Origin of the sequence: Haloferax denitrificans ATCC 35960 (genome assembly GCF_000337795.1) — an archaeon.
GTDB lineage: Archaea > Halobacteriota > Halobacteria > Halobacteriales > Haloferacaceae > Haloferax > Haloferax denitrificans.
In genome coordinates this window covers 144,961-171,155 of the sequence record NZ_AOLP01000009.1, presented here as the reverse complement: position 1 = coordinate 171,155, position 26,195 = coordinate 144,961, and the positions used below count along the sequence as shown (strand labels likewise).

Annotated in this window: 23 protein-coding genes; 12 read left to right on the top strand and 11 right to left on the bottom strand. The window is 67.0% G+C overall.

From position 1 onward, the window contains the following. Positions 1-98 precede the first annotated feature (98 nt). The 4 genes from C438_RS20320 to C438_RS07870 all read left to right on the top strand — a co-directional run bounded on the left by C438_RS20320 (position 99) and on the right by C438_RS07870 (position 2,756). Positions 99-239, top strand: a complete 141-nt coding sequence (locus tag C438_RS20320) for a DUF7557 family protein (RefSeq protein ID WP_449271565.1) — start codon at positions 99-101, stop codon at positions 237-239. Positions 240-396: 157 nt separating this feature from the next. Then, complete coding sequence (locus tag C438_RS07880) at positions 397-714, top strand: DUF5783 family protein (protein WP_004968824.1); 318 nt, start codon at positions 397-399, stop codon at positions 712-714. A 44-nt stretch (positions 715-758) separates the two neighbouring features. Then, positions 759-1,136 (top strand): NifU family protein, encoded by a 378-nt coding sequence (locus C438_RS07875; RefSeq protein ID WP_004045112.1) that lies wholly within the window; start codon positions 759-761, stop codon positions 1,134-1,136. Between the two features lie 78 nt (positions 1,137-1,214). Continuing rightward, complete coding sequence (locus C438_RS07870) at positions 1,215-2,756, top strand: sulfatase (RefSeq protein WP_004968823.1); 1,542 nt, start codon at positions 1,215-1,217, stop codon at positions 2,754-2,756. 9 nt (positions 2,757-2,765) lie between these two features. On the opposite strand, the gene C438_RS07865 is transcribed toward C438_RS07870, so the two are convergent. Continuing rightward, positions 2,766-3,662 carry a ketopantoate reductase family protein gene (locus C438_RS07865; RefSeq protein WP_004968822.1) on the bottom strand — a complete coding sequence of 299 codons (897 nt, stop codon included), beginning with the start codon at positions 3,660-3,662 and terminating at the stop codon, positions 2,766-2,768. A gap of 288 nt (positions 3,663-3,950) precedes the next feature. On the opposite strand from C438_RS07865, the gene C438_RS07860 reads away from it, so the two are divergent. Both C438_RS07860 and C438_RS07855 read left to right on the top strand, forming a co-directional pair. Further along, positions 3,951-4,910, top strand: a complete 960-nt coding sequence (locus tag C438_RS07860) for an ABC transporter permease (protein WP_239640669.1) — start codon at positions 3,951-3,953, stop codon at positions 4,908-4,910. Beyond that, positions 4,907-5,716 (top strand): ABC transporter permease, encoded by an 810-nt coding sequence (locus C438_RS07855; protein ID WP_004968820.1) that lies wholly within the window; start codon positions 4,907-4,909, stop codon positions 5,714-5,716. The genes C438_RS07860 and C438_RS07855 overlap by 4 nt, the downstream gene beginning before the upstream one ends. Before the next feature lie 42 nt (positions 5,717-5,758). Here C438_RS07855 and C438_RS07850 read toward each other — a convergent pair whose 3' ends face one another. From C438_RS07850 to C438_RS07840, 3 genes are all read right to left on the bottom strand, one after another. Then, positions 5,759-6,661, bottom strand: a complete 903-nt coding sequence (locus C438_RS07850; RefSeq protein WP_004968819.1) for a carbohydrate kinase family protein — start codon at positions 6,659-6,661, stop codon at positions 5,759-5,761. Positions 6,662-6,766: 105 nt separating this feature from the next. After that, complete coding sequence (locus C438_RS07845) at positions 6,767-8,977, bottom strand: LUD domain-containing protein (protein ID WP_004968818.1); 2,211 nt, start codon at positions 8,975-8,977, stop codon at positions 6,767-6,769. Then, the gene (locus C438_RS07840; protein WP_004968817.1) at positions 8,974-9,480 is read right to left on the bottom strand and encodes an LUD domain-containing protein; all 507 of its coding nucleotides are present in this window, start codon (positions 9,478-9,480) and stop codon (positions 8,974-8,976) included. The genes C438_RS07845 and C438_RS07840 overlap by 4 nt, the downstream gene beginning before the upstream one ends. Before the next feature lie 114 nt (positions 9,481-9,594). Between C438_RS07840 and C438_RS07835 the strand changes: the two genes are divergently transcribed. The 4 genes from C438_RS07835 to C438_RS07820 all read left to right on the top strand — a co-directional run bounded on the left by C438_RS07835 (position 9,595) and on the right by C438_RS07820 (position 13,604). After that, entirely contained in the window at positions 9,595-10,842 is a 1,248-nt protein-coding gene (locus C438_RS07835; protein ID WP_004968816.1) for a Zn-dependent hydrolase, read from the top strand. Positions 10,843-10,903: 61 nt separating this feature from the next. Then, on the top strand, positions 10,904-11,347 hold the full coding sequence (locus C438_RS07830) for a RidA family protein (RefSeq protein ID WP_004968815.1): 444 nt from the start codon (positions 10,904-10,906) through the stop codon (positions 11,345-11,347). Positions 11,348-11,401: 54 nt separating this feature from the next. Further along, entirely contained in the window at positions 11,402-12,553 is a 1,152-nt protein-coding gene (locus C438_RS07825; RefSeq protein WP_004968814.1) for a pyridoxal phosphate-dependent aminotransferase, read from the top strand. Between the two features lie 67 nt (positions 12,554-12,620). Further along, positions 12,621-13,604 carry a C-terminal binding protein gene (locus C438_RS07820; protein WP_239640668.1) on the top strand — a complete coding sequence of 328 codons (984 nt, stop codon included), beginning with the start codon at positions 12,621-12,623 and terminating at the stop codon, positions 13,602-13,604. 72 nt (positions 13,605-13,676) lie between these two features. Here C438_RS07820 and C438_RS07815 read toward each other — a convergent pair whose 3' ends face one another. Next, positions 13,677-14,795 (bottom strand): ABC transporter ATP-binding protein, encoded by a 1,119-nt coding sequence (locus tag C438_RS07815; RefSeq protein ID WP_239640667.1) that lies wholly within the window; start codon positions 14,793-14,795, stop codon positions 13,677-13,679. A gap of 71 nt (positions 14,796-14,866) precedes the next feature. Further along, entirely contained in the window at positions 14,867-15,517 is a 651-nt protein-coding gene (locus C438_RS07810; RefSeq protein WP_004968811.1) for a helix-turn-helix domain-containing protein, read from the bottom strand. Positions 15,518-15,904: 387 nt separating this feature from the next. Between C438_RS07810 and C438_RS07805 the strand changes: the two genes are divergently transcribed. After that, positions 15,905-17,086: an extracellular solute-binding protein gene (locus C438_RS07805; protein WP_004968810.1), complete on the top strand. Its 1,182-nt coding sequence runs from the start codon at positions 15,905-15,907 to the stop codon at positions 17,084-17,086. Positions 17,087-17,156: 70 nt separating this feature from the next. Here the strand turns inward: C438_RS07805 and C438_RS07800 are convergent, their stop codons facing one another. From C438_RS07800 to C438_RS07785, 4 genes are all read right to left on the bottom strand, one after another. Then, complete coding sequence (locus C438_RS07800; protein ID WP_004968809.1) at positions 17,157-18,254, bottom strand: glycerol dehydrogenase; 1,098 nt, start codon at positions 18,252-18,254, stop codon at positions 17,157-17,159. Positions 18,255-18,402: 148 nt separating this feature from the next. Next, positions 18,403-19,182: an SDR family NAD(P)-dependent oxidoreductase gene (locus C438_RS07795; RefSeq protein ID WP_049917872.1), complete on the bottom strand. Its 780-nt coding sequence runs from the start codon at positions 19,180-19,182 to the stop codon at positions 18,403-18,405. 106 nt (positions 19,183-19,288) lie between these two features. Then, entirely contained in the window at positions 19,289-20,557 is a 1,269-nt protein-coding gene (hisD, locus tag C438_RS07790; RefSeq protein ID WP_004968807.1) for a histidinol dehydrogenase, read from the bottom strand. 137 nt (positions 20,558-20,694) lie between these two features. After that, complete coding sequence (locus C438_RS07785; RefSeq protein ID WP_004968806.1) at positions 20,695-20,982, bottom strand: DUF7130 family rubredoxin-like protein; 288 nt, start codon at positions 20,980-20,982, stop codon at positions 20,695-20,697. Positions 20,983-21,151: 169 nt separating this feature from the next. On the opposite strand from C438_RS07785, the gene C438_RS07780 reads away from it, so the two are divergent. Next, positions 21,152-22,429 carry an outer membrane protein assembly factor BamB family protein gene (locus tag C438_RS07780; RefSeq protein WP_004968805.1) on the top strand — a complete coding sequence of 426 codons (1,278 nt, stop codon included), beginning with the start codon at positions 21,152-21,154 and terminating at the stop codon, positions 22,427-22,429. 154 nt (positions 22,430-22,583) lie between these two features. On the opposite strand, the gene C438_RS07775 is transcribed toward C438_RS07780, so the two are convergent. Beyond that, entirely contained in the window at positions 22,584-26,195 is a 3,612-nt protein-coding gene (locus C438_RS07775) for a DNA polymerase II large subunit (RefSeq protein ID WP_004968804.1), read from the bottom strand.

The following is a 26,195-nucleotide window of genomic DNA, read 5'->3' as shown; positions in this document are numbered from 1 at the left end:
CCGGAGTGGGGTGAACGATGGCGACTGCCAACTCGAACGAGGCCGAATACGACTACCCGGTCGGCTACGAACCGGAGGTACAAACAGAGACGGTCGAACTGGACCGTCGAACCGTCGAGCGACTCGACGCACTGCGCGAGGACGACGAGTCGTACGACGAACTGATAACCGAGCTCGCGTCCATCTTCGCGGCGAGCGAACTCTTCGCCGCGCGCGTGGACAGCCCGCTCATCGAGTGACGCCCCGCGTCGCTCGATTTTCCGTATTTGAGACGTCCTGAGAGTTGAATCGCCGTTCGGGGGCGAGCAGTCGATAAACGCTACGTTGCTATACAGAATCTCCAATCCCGACGAACCAACCGTCCGATTTTTTGCCGGGAGCGCGAAAGCCCCGGGTATGACCGACTTCGACCCCGAGAAGTTCGAGGACAAGTACGCCAACTACTTCCCCGAGCTCCAGCGCGCGTACAAGAACGCCTTCGAGACGATGAACGACGAGTTCGACTCGTCGCTCATCCACGGGGTCGACCAGCAGATTCTCAACGAGTCGGAGCCGTTCTACGAGGACGGCGACTTCTCCGTACGGCTCCCCGAGAACCCCGCCGAGCGACTGACGGCGGTCGAAATAGACGACGACGAGCTGGAAGCCGTCCTCGACCGCTACGTCGACGAGATAGAAGGCGAGCTCCGGCGGGTCTTCGGCGTCGAGGCGTAACCCCGAACCAAAGGCCTAAGCACGTTCACCTCGAAGCCGCGTGCATGAGCACGGAGACGCAGGACGGCGAGGACGACCTCAAAGAGCGTGTCGTGAACTTCCTCCGTCGGAACTTCCCGCAGATCCAGATGCACGGCGGTAGCGCGGCCATCCGCGACCTCGACCGCGAGACCGGTGAGGTCACCGTTCTCCTCGGCGGCGCTTGCTCTGGGTGCGGTATCTCCCCGATGACCATCCAGGCTATCAAGACCCGCATGGTCAAGGAGATTCCCGAGATCAACGAAGTCCACGCCGACACCGGCATGGGCGGCGACGGCGGGATGGGCGGCGACAGCCGCGGCGGCAGTCCGTCGTTCCCCGGCGACACCAGCGACGACACGACCGATATCGAGGACGACCAGGGCCCGCAGGCCCCGTTCTAACTCGACGGTTCGGACGTTTTCGTCCCGGCGGCGGCCGAGAACAGGAGTTTTATCGGCGACTACTCCCCACCCTCGGGTATGACTGCCGAGTCGCCCGAGAACGTCCTCTTCGTCGTCATGGACACGGTCCGAAAGGACCACCTCACGCCGTACGGCTACGACCGCCCGACGACGCCGGGCCTCGACCGATTCGCCGACGAGGCGACCGTCTTCGAGCAGGCCGTCGCGCCCGCGCCGTGGACCCTGCCGGTCCACGCCTCGCTTTTCACCGGCATGTACCCCAGCCAGCACGGGGCCGACCAGGAGAACCCCTATCTCGAAGGCGCGACGACCCTCGCCGAGACGCTCTCGGCGGCCGGCTACGACACCGCCTGTTACTCCTCGAACGCGTGGATAACGCCGTACACGCACCTGACTGACGGCTTCGCCGAGCAGGACAACTTCTTCGAGGTCATGCCCGGCGAGTTCCTGTCGGGGCCGCTGGCGAAGGCGTGGAAGACGATGAACGACAGCGACGCGCTCCGGACGCTCGCGGACAAGCTCGTCAGCCTCGGCAACACCGCCCACGAGTACCTCGCCGGCGGCGAGGGCGCGGACTCGAAGACGCCCGCCGTCATCGACCAGACCATCGACTTCGTCGACGACTCCGAGGAGTTCTTCGCGTTCGTCAACCTCATGGACGCGCACCTGCCGTACCACCCGCCCGAGGAGTACAAAGAGCGCTTCGCGCCCGGCGTCGATTCGACCGAGGTCTGCCAGAACTCCAAGGAGTACAACGCCGGTGCCCACGAGATTGACGACGACGAGTGGGCGGACATCCGCGGCCTCTACGACGCCGAAATCGCCCACATCGACGACCAGCTCACCCGGCTTTTCGACCACCTGAAAGAGACCGACCGCTGGGACGACACGATGGTCGTCGTCTGCGCCGACCACGGCGAGCTTCACGGCGAACACGGCCTCTACGGCCACGAGTTCTGCCTGTACGACCCGCTCGTCAACGTCCCGCTCATGGTCAAACACCCCGACCTCGACGCGGAGCGACGCGACGACCAGGTCGAACTGGTCGACCTCTACCACACGGTGCTCGACTCGCTCGGCGTCGAGGGCGGCGAGCCCGCGAACCCCGGCGACGACGCGGTCGGCCTCGACCGCACGCGCTCGCTCCTGTCGGCCGACTACCGGGAGTTCGCGCGAGCAGAGAACGACGACCCCGGCCAGCGCCGAGACGGCGAGTACGCCTTCGTCGAGTACTCCCGCCCCGTGGTCGAACTCAAGCAGTTAGAGGAGAAGGCGTCGAGCGCGGGTATCACGCTCCCCGAGGACTCGCGGTTCTACTCCCGGATGCGGGCGGCGCGGCGGACCGACGCCAAGTACGTCCGAATCGACCGCATCCCCGACGAGGCCTACCGCCTCGACGCCGACCCCGAGGAGGCCGAGAACGTCGCCGACGCGGACGACGAGGCAATCGCGGAGACCGAGGCCGCCCTCGCGGAGTTCGAAGACGCCATCGGCGGCGCGTGGACCGACGCGCTCGACACCGACGTTTCGGACGACTCCGTCGACCAGATGGACGACGAGACACAGGACCGACTGCGCGACCTCGGCTACCTCGAATAGCGACCTATCTCAGTGTATCCCTTCTCCCCGCTCCCACGCCCGGAGGAGCGCCGCGAGCGTCCGGTTCGTCGGCACCTCGAAGCCGTGTTCGGCGGCGATATCGACCACCGCGCCGTTGATGGCGTCCACCTCGGTCCGCTTTTCGGCCGCCACGTCCTGTAGCATCGACGAGCGGTTCGCGGCGGTTTTCTCGACCACGCGGTCGACCGCCTCGCGGGCGACGCGGTTCGGGAGCGAGACCCGTTCTAATCGAGCGACGCGGGCCGTCTCGCGGGCGGCGCGGTGTGCGAGGTCGTTGGCGTCGCTCGACCGGAGCGCGCCGTTTTCGACCCGCGAGAGCGCGGTGACGGCGTTGATGCCGGCGTTGACGGCGAGTTTCTCCCAGCGGCGTCTCGGCATGTCAGTTGCGACGAGCGTGTTGATTCCCGCGTCGCGGAACGCCTTGCCGACCCGCTCGGCGAGGGGGTCGGGCCCGCCGTCGAGTGCGCCCAAGACGATTCGGCCGACGCCGGTACACTCGACGCGACCCGGTTCGACGAGCCGCGCTCCGTAGGTCGCCGTGCCCGCGAGAACCGGGTCGTCGAGGCGAGCGGCGAGCGTCTCCTCGGTGAGTCCGTTCTGGAGCGACAGCACCGCGCCCACGTCGCAGTCGGCGAGCGCGTCGGCGGCCCGAGCGGTGTCGAACGACTTGACCGTGACGAGCGCGAGGTCCGCCGAGTGGCCCGACTCGGCCGTCGTCGCGGCCGGCGAGGCGTGCGCCGACTCGGCACCGACGATATCGAGACCGGCCGCCGACACTCGCGCGGCGTGCGGGTCGCGCGCGACGAGCGTTACGTCGTGGACCGACGCGAGGAGGCCGCCGACGAGCGTGCCCAGACTGCCCGCGCCGAAGACGAGGATACGCATGGCTACCCGTTCTCGGCGGACGACAAAAATGGCGAGTTTCGCGGTGTGAAAGACGCGCCACCAGAGAGAACAAACGAAGCGTATTTGCCATATTGGCCCCGAGTTCGTGCTATATTTGCCGGGAGAACACCTACGTGTTAAAAATCACACGCCATATGGTGGACACCTACGTAAGAACGTCTCTGTCCATAGCCCGAGTAACATGAACGCATCGAGTAACTGCGTATCGCTCGTCGGCGCGGTGGCGACGCGCCGATTCCCGGCGGCCGGCCCGAGGGGGAGAGCGCCGTGAGCATTCGAGACGAGTTCCAACATCAGCGACTGCGCGCGAAGTGGAAAGTGATGGACGGGCTTATCGCGGCAAAGAACCGCCTGCCCCTCGATACGTCGTCGGTCGCGGACCGGTTCGGATACGTGCTCATCGCGCCGAGCATCCTGTTGGTTAGTTTCCTCGCCGTCGGGATGGTGATGCTCGCGTGGTACAGCGTGCTCACGTACGACACCATCGAGATATTCGTCTACGAACTCACGCTCGATAACTGGATGCGCCTCGTCGAGACGGGGGCGTTCCACACCGTGTTCCTCAGGACCCTGCTGTACTCGGCGCTCGTCACGGTCGGAAGCGTCGGGCTCGCGGTTCCGTACGCGTATCTCGTCGTTCGCACGAGGCGGCCGGTGTTCCGGTACGTCCTCCTGTTCGGCCTGTTCGTGCCGTTCTTCACGGGAGTCATCATCCGAGCGTACGGCTGGCTCATCGTCCTCGGGAAAAACGGCCTGCTGAACTGGGGACTGAACGCGCTCGGAATCGAGACGGTGAGCATCATCGGAACCCCCGCCGCCATCGTCGTGGGGCTCCTGCAGTATCTGATGCCGTTCGCGGTGCTGATGTTGACGCCCGCGATAGCGAGCATCGACACCGACCTCGAACGCGCGGCGCAGAACTGCGGGGCGAACAACTGGGAGACGTTCAGACACGTCGTGTTACCGCTCGCCCGCCCCGGAATCACCGCGGCGACAATCGTCGTGTTCACGCTGTCGATGGCGAACTACGCCATTCCCAACCTGCTCGGTGGCGGGACGAACAGCTTCGTTGCGAACTTCATCTACAGCAAAGTGTTCGACATGATGAACTACCCGTTCGCGGCGGTGCTGTGTATCATCCTCGTCCTCGTGGCGTCGGTGTTCGTGTTCGCCGTGTTCAAACTGTACGGGACCGGGACCCTCGGCGTGGAGGCGGGCGAACAATGAGCGGACTCCTCCGTCGGTTCGGCACCGACCACCCGTACCTGACGGCGTTCACGCTCTTCGAGTTCGTCTTCCTGATTCTCCCGTCGGTCATCATCCTCGTCGTCTCGCTGGGAGCGAACCAGATTATCTCGTTCCCGCCGAGCGAACTGAGCCTCAGGTGGTACGCGTCGCTGATTCACGAGCCCGGCTATCTCGAACCGTTCTTCAACAGCGTCATGGTCGCCGTCTTCTGTACTGCCCTCGCGATTCCCATCGGCGTGATGACGGCGCTCGGACTGAACCGATACGACATCAGGTTCGAACACGGCATCCAGATTTACCTCCTGTTGCCGTTTACCGTCCCGCTGGTCGTGTCGGGGTTCATCCTGCTCATCATCTTCGGCCGGCTTGGGTGGATCGCCGAGCTCTGGGCCGTCGGGCTGGCGCTGACCATCATCAACATCCCCTTCATGATATGGAGCGTCTCGTCGAGCGTCAACGCGTTCGACCCCACGCTCGAAGACGCCGCACAGAGCCTCGGCGCGGAGGAGATACAGACGTTCAGATACGTGACGCTCCCGGCCCTGATGCCCGGCGTCATCTCGGGGTCGTTCCTGATGTTCATGCTCGCGTTGAACGAGTTCATCGTGAGCCTCATCATCACGACGACGGCGACCGAAACGCTTCCCGTCGCGATTTACGGCGCGATTCGGGGGAACATCAGCCCCCAAATCGCGGCCGTGGCGAGCATCTACGTCATCATCGCCATCGTCGCCATCGTCGTCGCGGACCGCGTCGTCGGCCTCGAACGGTTCCTCCACAGCTAACGGCGGGGCGCTTTTTTCCCGGGGGATGCCGACCGCGGGCAGTCACTCGGACAGGTCAGCTATCGCGCCGAGTTTCGCCCGAAGTTCGAAGTTCGTGATTGCCGCCCGCGCACAGCGGTTGGCAACGGCCGCGGCCGCCGGTCTGTCGGCTCCAGCGAGCCGCGCGTGAATGAAGCCGGCGTCGAAGAAGTCGCCCGCCCCGCAGGCGTCGACCGATGCGACCGGTTCGGTCTCGATCCACGTCGTCCCCGAGCGGTCGTCGGCGACGAGACAGCCGCGGTCGCCGGCCTTGACGACGCAGGCGGACGCCCCGTCGGCGACGAGCGTCTCCGCCGCGTCCGAGAGGTCGTCGCACCCCGAGAGACGACGCGCTTCCGCGTCGTTCGCGAACAGCGTCTCGACGTGCGGGAGAAGCGCCTCTGCCGTCGAGAGCCAGTCGCCGGGCGACCAGTTCGTGTCGAGAAACACCGGGCGGCCCCGGGCGGCGAACTCGCGGGCGACGGCGACGACGTCGTCGCCCCAGAGGTACGGGGCCTGTGACAGCCCGGCGACGAACAGCGCGTCGAACCCGTCGGGTGTGACGGCGGGAACCGCGCCGTCCCTCATCGCGCCCCGGTGGGTGACGAACGAGCGGTCGGAGTCGAACAGGAAGCCGGCGGCGACGCTCACCGTCGCGTCCGGCTGTTCGACCACGCGGCTCGTGTCGACGCCGCGGGCGTCGAGAAACGTGCGCCAGTGCGTAGAGAGCACGTCGTCGCCGACGTACGTGACCGCCGCCGGGCGACTCCCCAGCGCCGCGAGGCCGAGCGAGGCGTAGCCCGCGGAGCCGCCCGGCCGCAGTTCGAACGACGGCGCGACGAGTTCCTCCCCGCGGTCGGGGTAGCGGTCGAGACCGGCGAAGACGGCGTCGACGATGGCGTCGCCCAAGACGAGCACGTCGGTCATCGTCGGGACACCGCCGGCGGGCGCGAGCGAGTCGGTGAAGGGTCACACATGAATGAGAGTCCTGCCGTCTGTGAACGCCGGGCGGCGACGACGGCCGGTCGCCGCTCAGGGGGCCTCGTCGGGCGCGACGAGTTCGACCGGGTGGGTCACGTCGCGGGCGAGGAGGTCGGTCAGTTGCTCGGTACACGAGGTGCCGCTGGCGACGACCACGCGGTCGCTCGCGTCGGCGAACTGGTCGGCGAGCTCCGCGCCCACGTCCATCGAAAGCTCGTAGTACTCCGATTTGTAGCCGAAGCTCCCGGCCATCCCGCAACACTCCACGTCGGAGGTGACGACGTCGAATCCGAGGTCGTCGAGCACCGCCTCGGTGTACGTCTCGACGCCGAGCGTCCGCTGTTGGCAGTGACTGTGGTAGGCGACCGGCTCGTCGGGGGCCGCGAGGGCCGCCGGGTCCGCGCCGTTCGAAAGCAGGCCGAACACGTACTCCATGACGTCGTAGCTGTGTTCCGAGAGCCGGGCGTGGGTCTCGTCGTCGAGAAGCTTGCCGTACTCCCGGCGCATCATCGCGAGGTCGGACGGTTCGACGACGACGACGTCGAACGACGAGTCGAGATACGGCGCGAGGTCGCTCGCGACGGCCTCGGCCTGTCGGGTCGCCGTGTCGACCATCCCCTGCGAGAGCGGCGCGCGGCCGCTTTCTATCGGGGTGGCGAGTTCCACGTGCGCGCCGAGCGCTTCGAGGGTTCTGACGGCCGCTTTCCCGCGGTCGACGAGGACGTAGTTCGTGTAGGCGTCGGGGTAGAGCACCACCTTGCGGGTCGCGGTCGCGTTCGGCGCGCGGGGTCGCCGGGAGTCGAACCAGTCGACGAGCGTCTCGCGCTGGAACGTCGGGAGTTCCCGGTCGGGCGCGACGCCGAGATACCGGTCCATCAGCGTCCGGACGGGACCGAGGTCCGCCACCCAGTTCGACAGCGGTGCGGTGGCGCTCCCGAGTCGCGCGAGCGTCCCGAAGTTACCGAAGAGGCGCTTTTGCGGCGTGACGGTCCCCTCGGCGTCCGGCGTCAGCCCCTCGACGAGGAATTCGAGGTCGGACGGCGTCGCCTCCCCGTTGAGTCGGTCGCGGACGACCGTGTTTATCCACGGGATGTCGATTTTGACGGGACAGGCGTTCACGCACCGCGAACAGCCGGTACAGAGGTCGTTGAACTCCGCGGCGCTGTCGAGGCCCTCGACGCCGGCCTCCCAGCCGGTGGCGATGCCCCCCGTGTACGTCTCGCCGCCGAAGGCGTGGCCGCCGACGTGCTGGAAGTTGCCGCAGGAGTTCGCACACGCACCGCACCGAATGCAGTAGAGCGTCTCGCGCAGTTGGTCGTCGTCGCGCATGGCGAGCCGGCCGTTGTCGATGAGCACGAGGTGGAACTCCCGCTCCGCGTCGCCGCTTCCGAGCGGTTCGTCGGGGTTCTCGAAGTCTATCGTCGGGGTCTCGACCGGCGGCGTGAGCATCGAGACGTACTGCGAGATGTCCTGTCCGGTCGCGGCGCGCGAGATGAGGTTGACGAACGGGTCGAGGTCCGCGGCGCTCGGGAGGATTTTCTCGACGCCCGTGACCGCGATGTGGGTGTCGGGCGTCACCGCCGACTTCCGGGCGTTCCCCTCGTTCGTGACGATGGTGATGGTCCCCGAGTCCGCGAGGACGAAGTTCGCGCCCGTCATCCCGATGTCCGCCTCTCGTATCCGGTCGCCGAGGTAGTCCCGCGCGAACTCGGTGAGTTCTTCCGCCGTCTCGAAGGGGACCTCGGGGTCGAACACGTCGTTGAACAGGGCGGCGACCTCCTCGCGGGACTTGTGGAGCGAGGGACCGACGATGTGGGACGGGCTCTCGTCGGCGACCTGGAGGACGAACTCGCCGAGGTCGGTCTCCCAGACGTCCACGCCGGCGGCTTCGAGCGACTCGTTGAGCTCGATTTCCTCGGTCGTCATCGACTTCGACTTCACGAGCGTCCGTGCGTCCTTCGCCTCGGCCACCTCGCGGATGTAGCGGGTGGCGTCGTCGGCGTCGTCGGCGACGTACACCGACCCGCCGTTTTCCTCGACGCTCTCGCGGAGCGTCTCGATGAGCGACGGGAGGTTCTCGACGGCGTCTTCCTTGATACTCCGGGCCTCGGTTCGGAGCGTCTCGAACTCGTCGAACCGCTCGATGGCGTCGTATCGGCCCTGATTCAGGTGCGTGACGTTCTCGTAGACCGCGTCGCCCTCGGCGTCGAGGAGTTCGCGGAGTTTTCGCGCCTTCCGTCGGCGCTCGGACTGCGCGCTCATTGGTCGGTGAGGAGGACGACTTCGACGTGTTTGGGACCGTGGACACCCTTGACGAGCGCGCCCATGTCGCCGGTCGAACTCACGCCCGTGGCGAAAATCGAGGACTTACCGGCGGCGAAGCGCTCGCCGACGGAGTCAGTCGCGGACGCGACGTCGGGGAGGATGTCGCTCTCGCGGACGACCGCGAGGTGCGTCGGCGGGTAGAGGCTGACGGGTTCGGTGCCCGCGTCGTCGCTGTCGATGACGAGCGTCCCGTGTTCGGCGATAGCGTGTCCGACGCCCGTGACGCCCGTCTCGGCCTCCCGGAGCAGGCGGGGCGTGGGCGGCGTCTGGACGACGGTGTCGTCCAGCGAGACGCCGTCGAGGTGGAGGGGGACGCCGACCGCGGGCCCCGTCACGAGCGAGTCGATAGTCGAGGCGAACCCCGCCGTGTCGGTCCGCGTCAGCGGAACGTCGATGGCCGCGAGCGAGGACGCGAACAGTTGTGTGTCAGTATCACTCATTGTCCACCAGTTCTCGGAGAGACACTAAGAGCTACCCGCTCCGTATGGCGGTCGCCGGCCTCGCCGCCACATGGGGGATTCGGGTTTATCCGCACGGCCGTTCAGGTCCCGGGTATGAACATCGACACGGAGAGACTCCGACGCGACCTACAGGAAAACGCCGCGTTCGGGGACGTCGACGCCGACGAGGGTGTCGGGCGAACCGTACTCACCGGAAGCGAGGCGGACCGAGCGGTGCGAGAGCGTTTCGTCGACCGCCTCGAAGCGGCCGGTCTCGACGTGCGGGTCGACGCCGTCGGGAACATCTTCGGCCGATGGACGCCGCCTTCGTGCGACCCGTCGGCGGCCCCCGTCGCGTTCGGGAGCCACCTCGACTCCGTCCCCCGCGGCGGTATCTTCGACGGTCCGCTCGGAACGTACGGCGCGCTCGAAGGCGTCCGGGCGATGCAGGAAGCGGGCGTCGCCCCCGCCCGCCCGGTCGAAGTCGCCTCGTTCACCGAGGAGGAGGGCGGTCGGTTCGGCGTCGGGACGCTCGGGTCGTCGGTGGCGACGGGGAAGCTGAGCGTCGACGAGGCGCTCGCGCTCGAAGACGACGACGGCGTCACGCTACGCGACCACCTCGAACGGGTCGGCTTCGCCGGGAGCGACGCCGTCGACCCCGCCGAGTGGGACGCGTGGGTCGAACTCCACATCGAGCAGGGGACGCGCCTGACCGGGGCGAACGCCGGCGTCGGCGTCGTCGACTCCATCACGGGCATCACCAACTGCGAGGTGGCGGTGACCGGCGAGGCCGACCACGCCGGGTCGACGCCGATGTACGAGCGGTCCGACGCGCTCGCGGCCGCGTCCGAGTTCGTCCTCGACCTCGAACGCGCGGCGGAGGAGCTGGCGACGACGAGCGAGGCCGCCGTCGGGACGGCCGGGAGGGGAACCATCGAACCGAACGCCCGGAACATCGTGCCGGCCGAGGTCCGACTCCAGCTCGACATCCGAGACGTGGAACACGAGACGATGGACCGCCTCGTCGAGCGCTGTCGGACCAGCCTCGCGCGACTCGAACGAAACAGGGGCGTCGAAACGTCGATATCGCGGTATCGGGACAGCCCGCCGAGTCGGATGGCGGACCGGTGTCTCGCGGCGGCGGACGCCGCGGCGGCGGCGAGGTCGGTCGACGCGCTTCGCCTGCACTCGGCGGCGATGCACGACACGGCGAACCTCGCGGCGGTCACGGACGCGGGACTCCTGTTCGCCCCCTCGCGGGACGGCGTCTCCCACTCCCCGCGGGAGTGGACCGACTGGGACGACTGTGCGACCGCGACCGGCGTCCTCGCCGAGACGGTCCGCTCGCTGGCGTCGGACTGAGCCCGGCGACACCACCATCCGGAGGGTGGCGTTTTTTTAACTCGTTCTCGGAAGTTCGACCGTGACACGTTACGCTATCAACCCGCCGGAGCTCAAGGACGCGCGCAGTATCGGCTACAATCACGCCATAATCGACGGTCAGCAGTTCTACATGGCCGGACAGGTCTCGATGGACGCCGATTCGAACGTCGTCGGCGACGACATCGAGACGCAGGCGCGGAAGGCGTACGAGAACGTCGGCGTCCTGCTCGAAGCCATCGGCATGACGTACGCCGACGTCGCCAAGGTCACGACCCACATCGTCGACGCGAAGGAACACTACTACGACGGCTACAAAGAGGTGTACCTGGAGACGTTCGAAGAGCCGTATCCGTGCCACACCGTCCTCGGACACGACCAGTTGGCCAACGAGGACTACCTCGTCGAAGTCGAGGTCGAACTCCCGCTCACGGAGGCCGACGTCGACGCCATCGAGCCCGACGGCGACGTGATTCGCGAACTCTGAGCGCCGCCATACGGAGGTGAGTCGGTTTACTGTCCCGGACGCGCACCCGAGTGTATGATGAAGCGACCCGGACTCTCGGGGCTCTCGACGAGAATGCCGCAGTCGGGAATCCGCGAGGTGTTCGACGCGGCGCAGTCGTACGACGACCTCGCCGACCTGAGTATCGGCGAGCCCGATTTCGCGACGCCCGAGCCGATAGCCGCCGCCGTCTCCGAGGCGGTCGGCACCGGCGCGAGCAGTTACACCGAAACGGTGGGGCGGCCGGAGTTACGCGCCGCGCTCGCGGAGAAGCTCGCCGTCGAAAACGGCATCGACGCCGCCCCCGAGTCGGAGATTATCGTCACGCCGGGCGCGATGGGTGCGCTGTTCGCCGCGGTCCACGTGCTCTGTGACCCCGGCGACGAAGTGCTCGTCCCCGAGCCGTACTGGCCGAACTACCACGGCCACGTCGCCAGCGCGAGCGCCCGGCTCGCCCCCGTCTCGACCGACGAGGAGTTCGTCCCCACGCCGGAAGCCGTCGAGGCGGCGGTGAGCGACGACACGACGGCGATGATGCTGAACTCCCCCGGGAACCCGACCGGGGCCGTCATCCCCCCCGACCGGCTCCGGGCGCTGGACGACGTCGCGGCCGAACACGGCCTGTGGGTCATCGCGGACGAGACGTACGAGGACCTCGTCTACGACGACGCGACGCACCACTCGCTGGCGAGCGACGGCGACCGGTTCGACCGAATCGTGACGGTTCACAGCTTCTCGAAGTCGTACGCGATGACCGGGTGGCGAATCGGATACGCGAGCGCCCCCGAGCGCGTCATCGACGCGATGCGCGTCCTGCAGGAACACACCATCTCGTCGGTCCCCGAGCCGGCGCAGGTCGCCGCGAGCGCGGCGTTAGCGAACCGGCACGTCGTCGGCGAACTCCGCGAGGCGTTCGCCGAGCGGCGGCGACTCGTGCTCGACCGACTGGCCGCCATCGACGGTATCGACCCGGGGACGCCGCGCGGCGCGTTCTACGTGTTCGCCGACGTCTCGGCCCACACGACGGACAGCAGGGCGTTCGTGGAGCGCCTCATGTCGGAGGCCGGCGTCGCCTCCGTCCCGGGTGCGGTCTTCGGCGCGGCCGGGGAGGGGTACGTGCGCTTTTCGTACGCCGCGGACGTCGAGACGCTGACGACCGCGATGGACCGACTGGAACGCGCGCTCTGAGCTGGCGAGCCCGCGGTCCACATATGGAGGTTGTGGGTATATTCGGTCGTCTCGGGTTCACTCACCCATGACTGAGACGGTACGCGCTGTCATGCTCGACCCCGACTGGTTCGGCGACGTCGAGGCGGAGCGCGCCCACTTCGAGCGGTTGCTCGGGTCGTCCGTCGTCGTGGACGCGGTCGACTGTACCGACGCGGAGATAGCCGACGCGGTCGGCGCGGCGGACCTCCTGCTCTCGCACGACACCGGCGTGTCGGCGGAGAGCATGGACGCCACGGGCTGTTCGGTCGTCTCGCGCTACGCGACCGGTATCGACGGCATCGACGTCGAGGCGGCGACCGACCGCGGCGTCCGGGTGACCCGCGTGCCGACCTACTGCAACGACGAGGTCGGGATGCACGCCGTCTCGCTCGCGCTCGCGCTCGTTCGCGGGCTTCCGACCTACGACGCCGCGGCCGCCGACGGACGCTGGCACTGGGCGGACGCGATGCCGATTCGGGCGGTCTCCGAGCTCACGTTCGGTCTCCTCGCGTTCGGGAACAAGGGCCGGTCGGCCGGGGAGAAGGCGCTCGCGCTCGGCTTCGACGTCTGCGCGTACGACCCCTACGTCGACGACGGCGACATCGAGGCCGCGGGCGTCCGGCCCGTGGGCTTCGAGGCGCTCCTCGCGGAGGCGGACGTGCTCTCGATTCACGCGCCGCTGACGGACGAGACGGCGGACATGATAGACGCCGACGCCATCGACGCGCTCGACGACGACGCGATTGTCGTGAACACCGGGCGCGGCCGCGTCGTCGACGAAGACGCGCTCCTCGATGCGCTCCGGGGCGACAGGCTCCGCGGAGCGGGACTCGACGTGCTCAGAGCGGAGCCACCGAACCCCGAGAACCCGCTTCTCGACCGCGAGGACGTCATCGTGACGCCGCACGCGGCGTGGTACTCGACGCGAACCGCGGAGAAACTGCGACGCCTCGGCACGGAGACCGCGGTCGCGGCCTACCGGGGAGACGCCGTCGAGGGACTCGTCAATCCCGAGGCGCTCGACCGGTAAACGTCGGCGGAAGACGTCTCAAAAACGCGATACGCGGCGGGGTCGCGAGGCCGTCTCGCGTCGGAACCGCGCTTATTCGTCGTCTTCGTCGGGGTAGACGAATCCGTCGCCGACGTTCCAGCCGACGGTGACGCTGTCGCCTCGGTCGTGGACGACGCGGGCGTCCGCGGACTGGTCGATGAGGCGAACCGTCTCGCCGAAGGCGGGGACGAAGACGTGGTACTGCGTCCGCTCGCCCTCGAACGACACCTGTTCGACGGTCGCCGGGTACGTGTTGTCGCAGTCGGCGTCGAGCGCGACCTGTTCGGCGCGGATGGCGACGACGACGTCCGAGAGGCCGTCGACGGTCGCCGCGGGAACGCGAACCGTCCCGTCGGCCACGGAAACCGTCGCCACGTCGCCGTCGACCCCGGCCACCGACCCGGACAACAGCGTCGTGTTGCCGATGAAGTCGGCGACGAACGGCGTGTTCGGCGAGGCGTAGATGTCCTGTGCGGAGTCGAGTTGCTCCAGTCCGCCGCCGTTGATGACCGCGATTCGGTCGGCCATCGAGAGCGCCTCGGTCTGGTTGTGCGTGACGTGGACGATGGTGAGTTCCGTCTCCTCGTGGATGCGCGTCAGTTCGGCGCGCATCTCCTCGCGGAGTTTCTTGTCGAGCGAGGAAAGCGGCTCGTCCAACAGGAGCAACGTCGGCTCGTAGACGATGGCGCGGGCGAACGCGACGCGCTGTTGTTGGCCGCCCGAGAGCTCGTCGACCGGCTTGTCCGCGTAGTCGACCGGGAGTCGGACGAGTTCGAGCACGTCTTCGACCTTCCGGTCGATGTCGTCTGTGTGCTCGCGCCGCATCTTGAGGGGGAACGCGATGTTCTCCTTGACCGTCATGTGCGGGAACAGCGCGTGGCTCTGGAACACGAGCCCGATGTCCCGCTCGTACGGCGGTTCGTCCGACACCGGTCGGCCGTCGATGTAAATCTCGCCGGACGTCGGCTTCTGGAATCCCGCGATCATGTGCAGGAGCGTCGTCTTCCCCGCGCCGCTGGGGCCGAGTATCGTGATGAACTCCCCGTCGGTGATGGGAATCGTCACGTCGTCGACGGCGCGGAGCGTGCCGTACTCTTTCGTTACGCCGTCGATACGAACGACGGTCTCGCTCGAATCGTTCACTGTGGAGTCGAATTGCTGGGTGGCCATCGTCTACTGTCCGTACCTCTGCGTTCCCGACGGGACAAAAGACGACCCTCCACACGGTGGTGTCGTTATAGTCATGTGAGGAAGTACCGCAGGAGGTTCTTGATTATCTTGTTCTCCGCGCGCCGGAGGTGTTCTTCGAACGTTCGGCGGGAGACGCCCATCTCGTCGGCGATTTCGCCCGTCGTCGAGCCGCGGGGAATCTCGTAGTACCCCATCTCGACCGCGAGGGAGAGCGCGCGCTGTTGGCCGTCGGACAGCGTCGGGAGCGCGGAGTCGAGCATGAGTATCGGGATGTCGGGCGCGATCGAGCGAATCTCGCGTTTGGCCTCGACGGTCACCCGGTGGCTGTCGCTGATGCTGTGGTAGACGCCCGAAAGCTGTTCTTCGGTGAGGGCGAGCACGCGGGCGAAAAGCGCCCCGTCGCTGTACGTCAACGGCGGCAACGAGAGACACTGGTGCGGCTGTAAGTACCCCTCTAACAGGTTGTCTCGGTAGTCGAGGAGACACGAGTCCGTGATGAGCACCGCTTCTTCGTCCTTGTAGACGATTTCCTGAATACCGACCGTGTCGTCGAACGTCTCGACCGGCGTCTCGATGTCGGACCCGCTCACGTAGACGAGGTCGCAGTACTGGTTGCACCACATCTCGACGTGCACGTCTTTTCCGAGCGTCACATCCGCGTACGGGCTTTGGTGGTCTATTCGGAGAGTTGCTTCGTACATTAGCTACCTATTCGGCAGTTTGTTGCCCGTTATACTACTTATATACACCTCCATTTGCACATTTGTCCACCACCGCTATTTCGGAAATGTTCAGTGGAAAGGCATAAACGGCCGCGCGTATCCTCGCTCGTCGAATCGAGAGAACCAGAGCTGAAGGCTCACAGAAACCGATTTCACCGCATGTTTCATTCCAGAGCCGACCGGATTGTCGTGCTCGCATACCACATAGTTGTAGACATACACTATGAAGTGCCTAATACACTACAAACAACCACATAATTCGAGTACAACTCACTACACGAACGGATCGCGTCGGGTTCTTGTTAAAGCTCTCCACATATGGAGGGTGGCCATGTATGACCGTCACCCCACATGGAATACCTACGCATGAGAAAGCACACCAATTCACAACCGTCGGCGCGAGCCACGGGACGGTCTCGTCGCCGGTTCATCTCGGCCGCGGGCGCGGCGGCACTCGCTGGACTCGCGGGCTGTACCGGGGGAGGCGGTTCCGACGGCGACTCGGGCGGGGACGCGTCGTCGGGGACCACGACCGGAACCGAGGACACGACGCCGCCGAAGCCGGACAGCATCACGGTGCGGGCGTGGGGCGGCGCGTGGCAGGAGAACCTCGACAAGCACATCGCGCAGGCGTTCACCGACGAGACCGGCATCGAAGTCGAGTACGACAACTCGACCGAAGAGGAGATGCAGGGGAAGATTCGCACCGCGATTACGCAGGACCGAACCCCGCCGGTCAACGTCAACTGGTCGCTGTCGAAGACGAGCTACCGGTCCTACCAGATGGGCCTGATGGAACCGCTCGACACCGAGGTGGCTCCGAACCTCGAAGGACTGCTCGGCGCGAGCAAGCCGGAGGTAGAGGACGCGGAGTGGCCGTTCGTCAACCTCTACTCGTACACGTACGCCCTGACGTACAACACCGACCTCGTTTCGAGCGAGCCGACGTCGTGGAGCGTCTGGTGGGACGACGAGTGGGAGAACTCCATCGGGCTGTACCCCGGCGGTCACGGGATGACGCCGCTCATCGCCAAGATGACCGGGACCGAACTCGGGCCGGTCGAAGAGATGACGCCCGTCTGGGACGAGTACACCGCGCTCAAGCCGAACGTCGGAACGATTGGCGACGACTCGCATCTCACGCAGAACCTCAGACAGGGGGAGGTCGCGATGTCGGTGATGCTCCCGGCGAACATCATCAACGCGCAGGACGACGGCGCGCCCGTCGACTACACGATTCCCGAGGAGGGCGCTCGCGCGGGGCGAGACACGATGTGGACGCCGACGAATCAGGACGAACGGTACGTCTACTGGGGACAGAAGTTCATCGACACCGCCGCAAACGCGGAGAACCTCGGCCCGTGGTCGACGGAGCTCGGCGTCGCGCCGCTCCACGCCGACGCGACGATTCCGGACTGGATGAGAGAGTCCGTCGCGTTCCCCACGAGCGAAGAGCAGTTCAACCAGATGATTACGGTCCCGCTGGACCTGTTGATAGAACACCAAGCGGCGTGGGAAAGCAGAGTCAACGAGATGATGCAGGCGTAAGCCGACGGCGACGGTCCCGCCGGAGTGCAGTTCTTTTCTGAGAAGTGAGAAAAAGCGAGACGGAACGCAGTCAGCGACGCTCGGAGACTCGCTCGCGGGCGAGTTCGTCCGCCGTGACGAGGGCGTCTCTGACCGCCCGCGGCGTCACCTCGAACGGTTCGTTGTGAATCGTCTCGTAGGGCTCGCACGTCGCCTCGGCGATCGTCCGGAGGTGCGCCTCCGTCGGGTCGTCGAGGCCGACGTCCGCGAGCGTCACCGGGAGACCGACGTCGAGGGAGAAGTCTATCAGGTCGACGAGTTCGTCGGTGTCGCGCCCTTCGAGGACGAACTGGGTGAGCGTCCCCAGATTGACCTTCTCGCCGTGGGTCGCGCCGTGGGTCTCGGCCACCTGCGTGAGTCCGTCGTGGACCGAGTGGGCGGCCGCCAGCCCCCCGCTTTCGAAGCCGATACCGCTCATGAGCGTGTTGGCTTCGACGACGGCTTCGACGCTCTCGGTGACGGCGTCGCGCTCGACGGCGGCGACCGCGCTCCGTCCGTGTTCGCGGACGGTCTCGTAGCACGTCCGCGCAATCGCGTGCGCGGTGCGCGTCGAGTGGCCCTCGAAGACGTTCGTCGCGTGCGCCCGAACGGCGGTGTCGGCTTCGAACCACGTCGCCATCGCGTCGGCCATGCCGGACCGGAAGTGCCGAGTCGGCGCGCCCGCGACGACGGCGGTATCGACCACCACGAGGTCGGGGTTCGCGCCGTGGAACTGGAACTCGTCGAACTCGTCGGCCTCGGTGTAGAGAACCGAGATACTGCTCGTCGGCGCGTCGGTCGAGGCAATCGTCGGCACGGTCACCAGCCGCGAGCCGACCTCGGCTCGGACCGCCTTCGCCGTGTCGAGCGCCCGTCCGCCGCCGACACCGACGACGACGTCCGCGTCGGCCGCCTGCTCGGCGATTCGTGCGACTTCCGCGTGCGTGCACGCGCCGCCGAACTCGATTCGGTCGACCGAGAACCCGCTCGCTTCGAGACCGGTCGAAAGCGACTCGCCGACGAGGTCGAACACGGTCTCGTCGGCGAGGACGACCGCGCTGGTGCCGTCGGCGTCGACGTAGGAGCCGATGGAGTCGAGCACGCCACATCCCTGAACGTAGGCGCTCGGGGCGTTGAACGTTCGAATCACGGGGTGTGCCTCGCTAGCGTCGCGGGGTCGCTGTTCATGCGTGAACACGCATCGAGAAACGCATCAACGCACTACAGCCATACGGAGGGCGATATATACGTCGCGGCGCTCCCCGTTCGATGCCGCCGCGAACGCCGGGAGCGCGGCGCTATCTGACGGTGTACCCGCCGTCGATGACGACCGTCTCGCCGGTCATATACGAGGAGGCGTCGGACGCGAGGTAGACGACGGTGCCGCCGAGGTCCTCGGGTGGAGCCATCTCTTCCATGAGCATCTCCGAGAGCCACGCCGACTCCATGTCGGGGTTCTCCGCGAGGAGTTCGTCGACCATCTCGGTGCGGATGTAGCCCGGGGCCATCGCGTTCGCCCGCACGTCGTACTTCGCCCACTCGGAGGCCAACTGGCGGGTGAACGAGACGACGCCGCCCTTCGAGGCGTGATAGACGACCTCCTCCTGCGGGTAGTTCGCCACGAACGCGGACATCGAGGCCATGTTGACGATGGTCCCGCCGCCGCCGTCTATCATCGCCTTCCCCGCGTGCTTCGTACAGAGGAACACGCCGGTCAGGTTCGTCTGAAGCACCTCGTTCCACGTCTCCAGCGACATCTCGTAGGCCGGGGCCGTCCGGGCGATACCCGCGTTGTTGACGAGGATGTCGATGGAGCCGAACGCGTCGAGCGTCGCCTCGACCATCGCCTCCACGTCGTCTTCGTCGGTGACGTCCGCGGGCACGGCGAGCGTCTCGACGCCCGTCTCAGCCGCGATTTCCTCGGCGGCCAGTCGCCCGGCGCGTTCGCTCCGGTTGACCAGACAGATGTCGGCGCCGGCCTCCGCGAGCGCCACGGCGAGCGCCCGACCGATTCCCTTGCTCGACCCGGTTACGATTGCGGTTTTGCCGTGCAGTGTGAACTCATCCAAGACAGACATACACACGGTACCGCGGTAGAGACCACTAATCGGTAGCCGCCGAATGGCGGGTCAAACGGGAGTCGGGTCGGGTCGGGTCGGGTCGGGTCGGGTCGGGAGACGTTGCTTACTCGAATCGCTTCCGAACGCTCTCGGCGTGGGCTTCGAGCCCTTCGAGTTCGGCCAGCGTGACGATGGTGTCGGACAGCGAGTCGAGCGAGTCGCGGTCGAGGTGCTGGACGGTCCGCGACCGGACGAAACTGTCCACGGAGAGGCCGCCGGTGGTCTTCGCGCCCGCGCCGGTCGGGAGGACGTGGTTCGTCCCGCTGGCGTAGTCACCGGCGGCGACGGGGCTGTACTCCCCGACGAAGACGCTTCCGGCGCTGTCTATCGCGTCGACGGTCGCCTCGTCGTCGGCGGTCATCACGACGAGGTGTTCGACCGCGTAGGCCTCCGCGAACGCCGTCGCCTCGTCCATCGAGGGCGCGACGAAGACGCCGCTGGTCTCGTTCGCCAGCGCCTCGCGGATTATCTCGGGGCGAGCGCGGTCGGGAACCTGGGCTTCGACCTCGTCGGCGACCGCCCGCGCGAGCGATTCGTCGGGGGTGACCGCGACGACCGACGAGTGCGGGTCGTGTTCCGCCTGCCCGACGAGTTCGGCGGCCACGAGTCGGGGCGACGCGGTCTCGTCGGCGACGACCAGCACCTCGGTCGGCCCGGCGATCATGTCGATGGCGACGTCGCCGCGAACCTCGGCTTTCGCCGCCGAAACCCATCGGTTTCCGGGGCCGACGACCTTCTCGACCGGGGGTATCGTCTCGGTGCCGTAGGCGAGCGCGCCGATGGCCTGTGCGCCGCCGACGCTGTACACCTCGTCGGCACCCGCGAGGCCGATGGCCGCGAGCGTGACCGGGTTGAGTTCCTCCGCGGGGGGCGTCACGACGACGACCTCTTCGACGCCCGCGACCTTCGCCGGAACGACCGTCATAATCGAGGTCGACGGATAGGTGGCGCTCCCGCCGGGGACGTACGCGCCGATTCGCCGGAGCGGGCGGAACTGCCGACCGAGTCTCGCGCCGCCGAAGGAGTCCGTCCAGTCGGTCCGGACCTGCCGTTCGTGAAACGCGCGGACGTTGTCGATTGCGGCCTCGATAGCCTCGCGTAGCTCGGGGTCTATCGCCTCCGCCGCCCGCTCCGTCCGCGCCGTGATGTCGAGCGCGTCGACCTCGACGCCGTCGAACTTCTCGCTGAACTCTCGAAGCGCGTCGTCCCCGCGGTCCCGAACCTCGTCGACGATACCGCGAACGTCCGCCCGTATCTCGTCGATTCCCGCGTCTCTGTCGAGAACCGACGCTAACTCGGACTCGTCGAGGGCGTCGAGTGACTGGATGTCCATGATAGTAGTCTCTCGCTTCGGTTTTCGCATTAATTGACACCCGCCATGTGGGAATCCGCGTTCGAGGCGGTGTCGGGCACTCTCGGGGGCGATGGGCGAACACGGACACTAAAAAAAGGAGACGGCGACCGGACCGCTCAGTCCTCGGTCCAGTAGTAGAGTTGCTCCCGTTCGGCACCGCAGTTCGGACAGGTGTCGGGCAGTTCGTCGAGGTCGCCCATCTCGCCGCAGTCGCTACACCGCCACATCAACTCGGCCTCGCCGAACTCGTGGCCGGCGCGCTCGTGTTCGATGGACATCCCCGCGATGCCCTCGCGAATCGTGACGTAGAAGCCGTCCTCGTCGAACCCGCGGATGCTACCGAGTTTGCTTCCGTCTTCGGCGTACACCGTCATTCCCACCGTCGGCTTTGTCTCGTCAGCCATATGCGACTAGTCGTCGCGCGAGCGAATAAAATGGAACGGCCGAATCGAGGCGAGCATCCGCGGGAAGTTCGACCAGTCGTGAGCCCCATATAAATAATAAATCGAATATCGCGATATAGAATTTCGTGGTGCGACAAAACACTTACCGTCCCATCATAGATTCGACAGTATGCCCCGTCTTCGGAGCCGTCGCCGATACCTCCAACTGCTCGGAAGCGCGTCGCTCGGTGTCGCCGGCTGTCTCGGCCGCGACAGCGGGTCCACCAGTCCGACGACCGAGACGACGACCGAAGCGACGACCACCGAGGAACCGACCACGACGTACGGTCCGACGTCCGGCCCCGACGAGCGCGTGACGGCCACGCCGCCGGGAGACCCCGCGCTCTCGCCGTCGGGGTCGTGGCCGCAGTACCGCTTCGACGCGGGAAACACCGGCTACAACCCCGAGGTTTCGGTTCCGGCCGACGCCGAAGAGTACTGGCGACTGAACGCCGGTGGCTCGCCCGTCCTCGACGGCGACCGCCTCTACAACCTCCACGGACGCGGACGCGACGAGCGCGCGCTCGTCCGACGCGACCCAGCGACCATGGCCGAGCGAGCGGCGACCCCGCTTGTCGGCTACGGCGTGAACTCGCCGCCCGTCGTCGCGGGCGACCGGGTCGTCGTCGCGACCTTCATCGAGGCGTTCTGTCTCGCCGCCGACCGCGACGAGGTGCTGTGGCGCGGCCCCGAGATGGACGGTATCCACGGCCCGCCCGCGGTGGGCGACGACGACGACGGCGTCGCCGTCGTCTCGGGCGGCGGCTACGACGGCGTCCCGACCCAGCTTCGGGCGTTCGAACTCGCGGACGGGAGCGAACGCTGGCGCTACGACCTCGAAAGCGACGCGAAGGGCGCGCCCGCCGTCGCCGACGGGGCGGTGTTCGTCGTCACCGGCGACGCCGTCCACGCCGTCGACCTCGCGACCGGCGAGCGACGCTTCCGCGTCGAGACCCGGACGAGCGAGTGGACGACGCCGGTGGCGACGCCCGAGGCCGCGTATCTGTCCACCCGCGACGACGAACTCCTCGCGCTCGCCCCGAGCGACGGCACCGAACGATGGCGGTCGCCGGGAAGCGGCGCTCCGGTCGTCGCCGACGACGTGCTCCACGTCGCGGTCGACGGGGAGACCGCGACGCTGTCGCGCGACGACGGACGCGAGGCGGCGGCGCGATTTGTCGGCGTTCCTCACGCGCGCGCACGAGAAGCAATAGTTGTCTCCGATGAACAGGGACGGCTAGCAGTGTTCGACACTGGGGAAGAACGTCAGTTGTGGTCACACCAGACCCCGGAAGTGCAGGTGGCGGACGTGATTTCGCAGGGCGTCGCCGCCGCCGTCCCCGTCGACGGCGCGGTGTACGTCGTCGCCGCCGACGGCTTCCACGGGTTGGGGCCGGCGCGGGACTGAGACGCCGAGCGGTCGCGCCGTTCGACTCGCAAAACCTGGAGGAAAAAACCCGCGAGATTACATGAAGTCCGCGATGCCAGACTGCTCGTTCTCCACTTTTTCCGAGTCTCGCTCCGCTCGACTCGCAAAACCTGGAGGAAAAAAACCGAGTAGACTACATGAAGTCCGCGATACCCGACTGTTTGTTCTTGTCGTTCTCGAAGACCGATTCGAGGCTCTTTTCGAGCACTTCGAGCCGCTGTTTCGTGTAGTCGCGGCAGTCGAACTCCTCTGCCACCTGAATCGCGGTGTCCATGTACTTGTTCACGGAGCCCTGGTGGACCGTCAGGTTCACCCGGCCGCCGCACTCCCGGCAGTCGCCCGAAAGCGGCATCCGCCGGTACTTCTCGCCGCAGTCGAGACACCGCGTCTCCTGCCGCGAGAAGGCGCGGAGGTTGCCGATGAGGTCCGGTAGGAAGTGGTACTCGATGACGCGCTCGGCCACGTCCGTCTCGTCGACCGCCCGGAGCTTCCGCGCGAGGAACAGCTGGGCGTCCATCTTGTCCATCATCGACCCGAGGGTCTTGTACGCCGAGAGGTCCGGGCCGGCGGCGATGTCCGTCGTGTCGTGGGTGTGGTCGAACCCGGTGTACTCCCGGTCCGTCCCGAGGTACTCCTCGGCGATAGTGACCTCGTCTTCCCAGTCGTCGGGGTCTTCCATTCGGAGGGTCGCCTCGTAGAACTCGCGGGGGTACTGCCGCACGATGTCCATGTTGTGCGCCTCGTCGTCGATTTCCGAGGGGTCGATGCGCGAGGACATGACGAGCGGCGCGTCCATCTGCCCGCCGCGTTTGTCGGGGAGGTATTCTTTCGAGAAGTTGAGAAGACCGTCCATAAGGAGCATGACACAGTCTTCATCACCGTCGCAATTCCGGCGTTTCGCGGCGTGAAAGTACGGATGAGCGTATCCGACTGCGGCTGTCGTGAAACCGACAACTCTGCCGACGACCGCGGCGGAGGTGTGGGGGGCCATCCCGAAGACGAGTTCGCCGATGAGGTCGTCTCGCTCTTCGATTTCGTAGAAGCGGTCGAGGCCGTAGAACTGTTCGAGGAGGTCGTCGACGAAGTCGGCGGTCTGCATCATGTGTCGCGCCGCGCCGTTCGAGAGGACGATGTCCTGGACTTTGAGCTCGACCAGCTGGTCGTCGAACCGGAGGGGTTCGCCGTCGATGTCGGTCTCGTAGCCGAGTTCGCGGAAGTGGTCGGCCGTCACGTCGAGTTCCTCGGGGCGGACCGCGGTGACGGGCAGGTCGGTCATGTCGTAGCGGACGGTGCCGTCTTTGAACGACGACACGTCGTGTTTCGCCCGCAGGACGCCCTTCTCGATGGGTTCGGGCGTCTTGTTCGCGGAGGTGAGCCCCTTCACGCCCTTGAGAATCTGGAACGACGACTCCCGCTCGCCGACGCGTTCGAGGGCGTCGCGGTACTCGGTGTTCAGGTCGATGTCCTGCCACTCGGCGCTCTCGACGTCCCAGTCACAGCGCTCGCAGTAGACGCGGCCGGACTCGTCGGGTTCGAGGACGGTCCCGCAGTCGTCGCACTCGTAGTGGGGTTCGGTGTGGCCGCCGCAGTCGGGGCATTTCGACTTGAAGCCGAACGCGCCGCAGTCGGGGCACTTGCGCCGGCCGAGGCGGACCGAAATCTGGCCGCGCTTGCCGGACTCGCCGCGGTGTCTGGCGGCGTCGCCCACGTCGCGCTGGCTCCCGCCGGCCTCGCCGATGGGAAACAGCGTGTGGACCGCGGGCGAGAGGTCGCGGCGCTCGGACTTCTCCGGGCGGCCCATGCGGTTGCCGATGCGGGTGGGCGCGCGCTCGCGAACGGTGAAAGGCGCGACTTCGTTGACGGCCTCGACGGCGTTGTCGCCGTCGTCCCACTCGCGGGCGCGCTCGGAGAGATCATCGAGTTCCCACGTCCGCTCGCGGTCGTCGGTGAGGCCGAGGCTCCGGGCGAGGGGTCGCCAGACGGGGACCCGGAGCGTCTCGTCGGTCTGTCGGTGGGCGACGAGCAGGTGTTCGAGCGCCTCCCGAATCTCGGGCGTGTTGTCGAGGACGAGCGTGCCCTCCAGTCCGCGCTCGGGTTCGTTGTCGTGTTCGAGCGCGGCGGTCGTGCCGCCGTCGGCCTCGGCGGCGACGACCTCGCCGGCCGCGACGGCGTCGGCGAGCGCGTCGAACCGCTCGACGGAGATATCGTGCCAGAGGTAGGTGTAGACGGGATGGAGCGGGGCGTCGAACTCGGTCGCCCACGAGAGGGCGTCTTCGACCGACGGCTCTTCGAGGTCGACCGCGGGGTCGTCGCGGAGCGCCTGCACGTTGGCCTCGGTCGCCTCGAAGTCCTGAATCCACCACTCGAAGACGTACGAGGCGGGCGCGAGCGGGTGGTTGTTCTCGACGAACTCGCCGAAGTTGACGAGGTACTCGCCGAGGTCGAGAATCTTCTCGACGCCGTTCTGTAGCTCCTCGGCCTCCTCGGGGTCGTCGATGCGGCGCACGTCGCCGTTGGCGAGTCTGACCGTCGGCCCCTCGATGGAGTCGACGGGGACGACGCCGCCGGCCTTGCCGGGGCGTTCGGTCTTGATTTGGGTGCCGGTGGCGATGAAGTCGTCAACGATGTGCATCGTCGCGGGGTGGACGCCCGCGGTCGCAAAGCCGTGGTTGCGGGCGCGGCCGTACCGGAGGCGGAAGCCGCCGGGCGCGGAGGGGTGGCCGAAGACCGGGCGGCCCGCGATGAGGTCGCGGAGGAACTTGGTCGCGGGTTCGACGCGATTCGGACCGTCGGGGGCGTCGCTCTCGGCGTCGTCGGCGTCTGCGTCCGGGTCGGCCTCGGCGTCGTCGGCCTCGTCAGCGTCGTCTCCCGCGTCGTCGGCCTTCGCGGCCTTCCCGTCGTCCTTGCCGATGGTGCCGTCGATGAGGTCCTGGAGCCACGGCCAGTCGACCTCGTCGAGCTGGCGGGTGTAGCGCTGAATCTTCGGGGCCTTGAGCGCGATTCCCTCGGCCATGACGAGACACATGCCGCCGCGGGCGGAGTTGGTGTCGACGCGTTCGAGGTCGCGGTAGCCCGAGACCTCCTCGTCGCCCGTGGCCTCGCCGTCGAGCATGATGGGCATGTTCTCGGCGATGAAGCGCGACTCCTTGTCCTTCGGCGAGTACTGGAGACCGGTCTCTTTGTCGTAGAGGTTCACCTCCTCGACGTAGCGCTCGACCTCGTCAGTTCGGGCTTTGTACTCGTCGATATCGAGGAGCGAGCGGGCGTAGTCGGCGACGAGCACGGACAGCGCCTGTGCGGTGCCGCCCGCCGAGCGAATCGGGCCGGCGTAGTAGACGTTGACGAACTCGGTGCCGTCGTCGTTTTCGAGGATTTCGACGCGGTCGATGCCCTCGATGGGCGCGGCGACGACCCCCTCGGTGAGCAGGGCGACGGCGGTGCGGACCGCGCCCTCGACTTTGCCCTCGCGGGAGTCGTAGTCGCCGACGTTGCCGTCGACGAAGTCGGTCACGAGTTCGAGCGCGGCCTCCTCGCGTGACATCTCGCCTTCGAGTTCGCGGACGCGCTCTGCGACGCCGTCGATGCCGAGGATGTTCTCGACGCGGTCGGCCATGTCCTTGGCGACCGGAATCTCGACTTCGGTCTTCGGGTCGTACCCCGTCGCCTTCGCGGCCTCCGCGAGGTCGAACGCCTCGTCGAGGCGGGCTTCGATGCGACGGAAGTACCGGGTTTCCTCCTCGCGCAC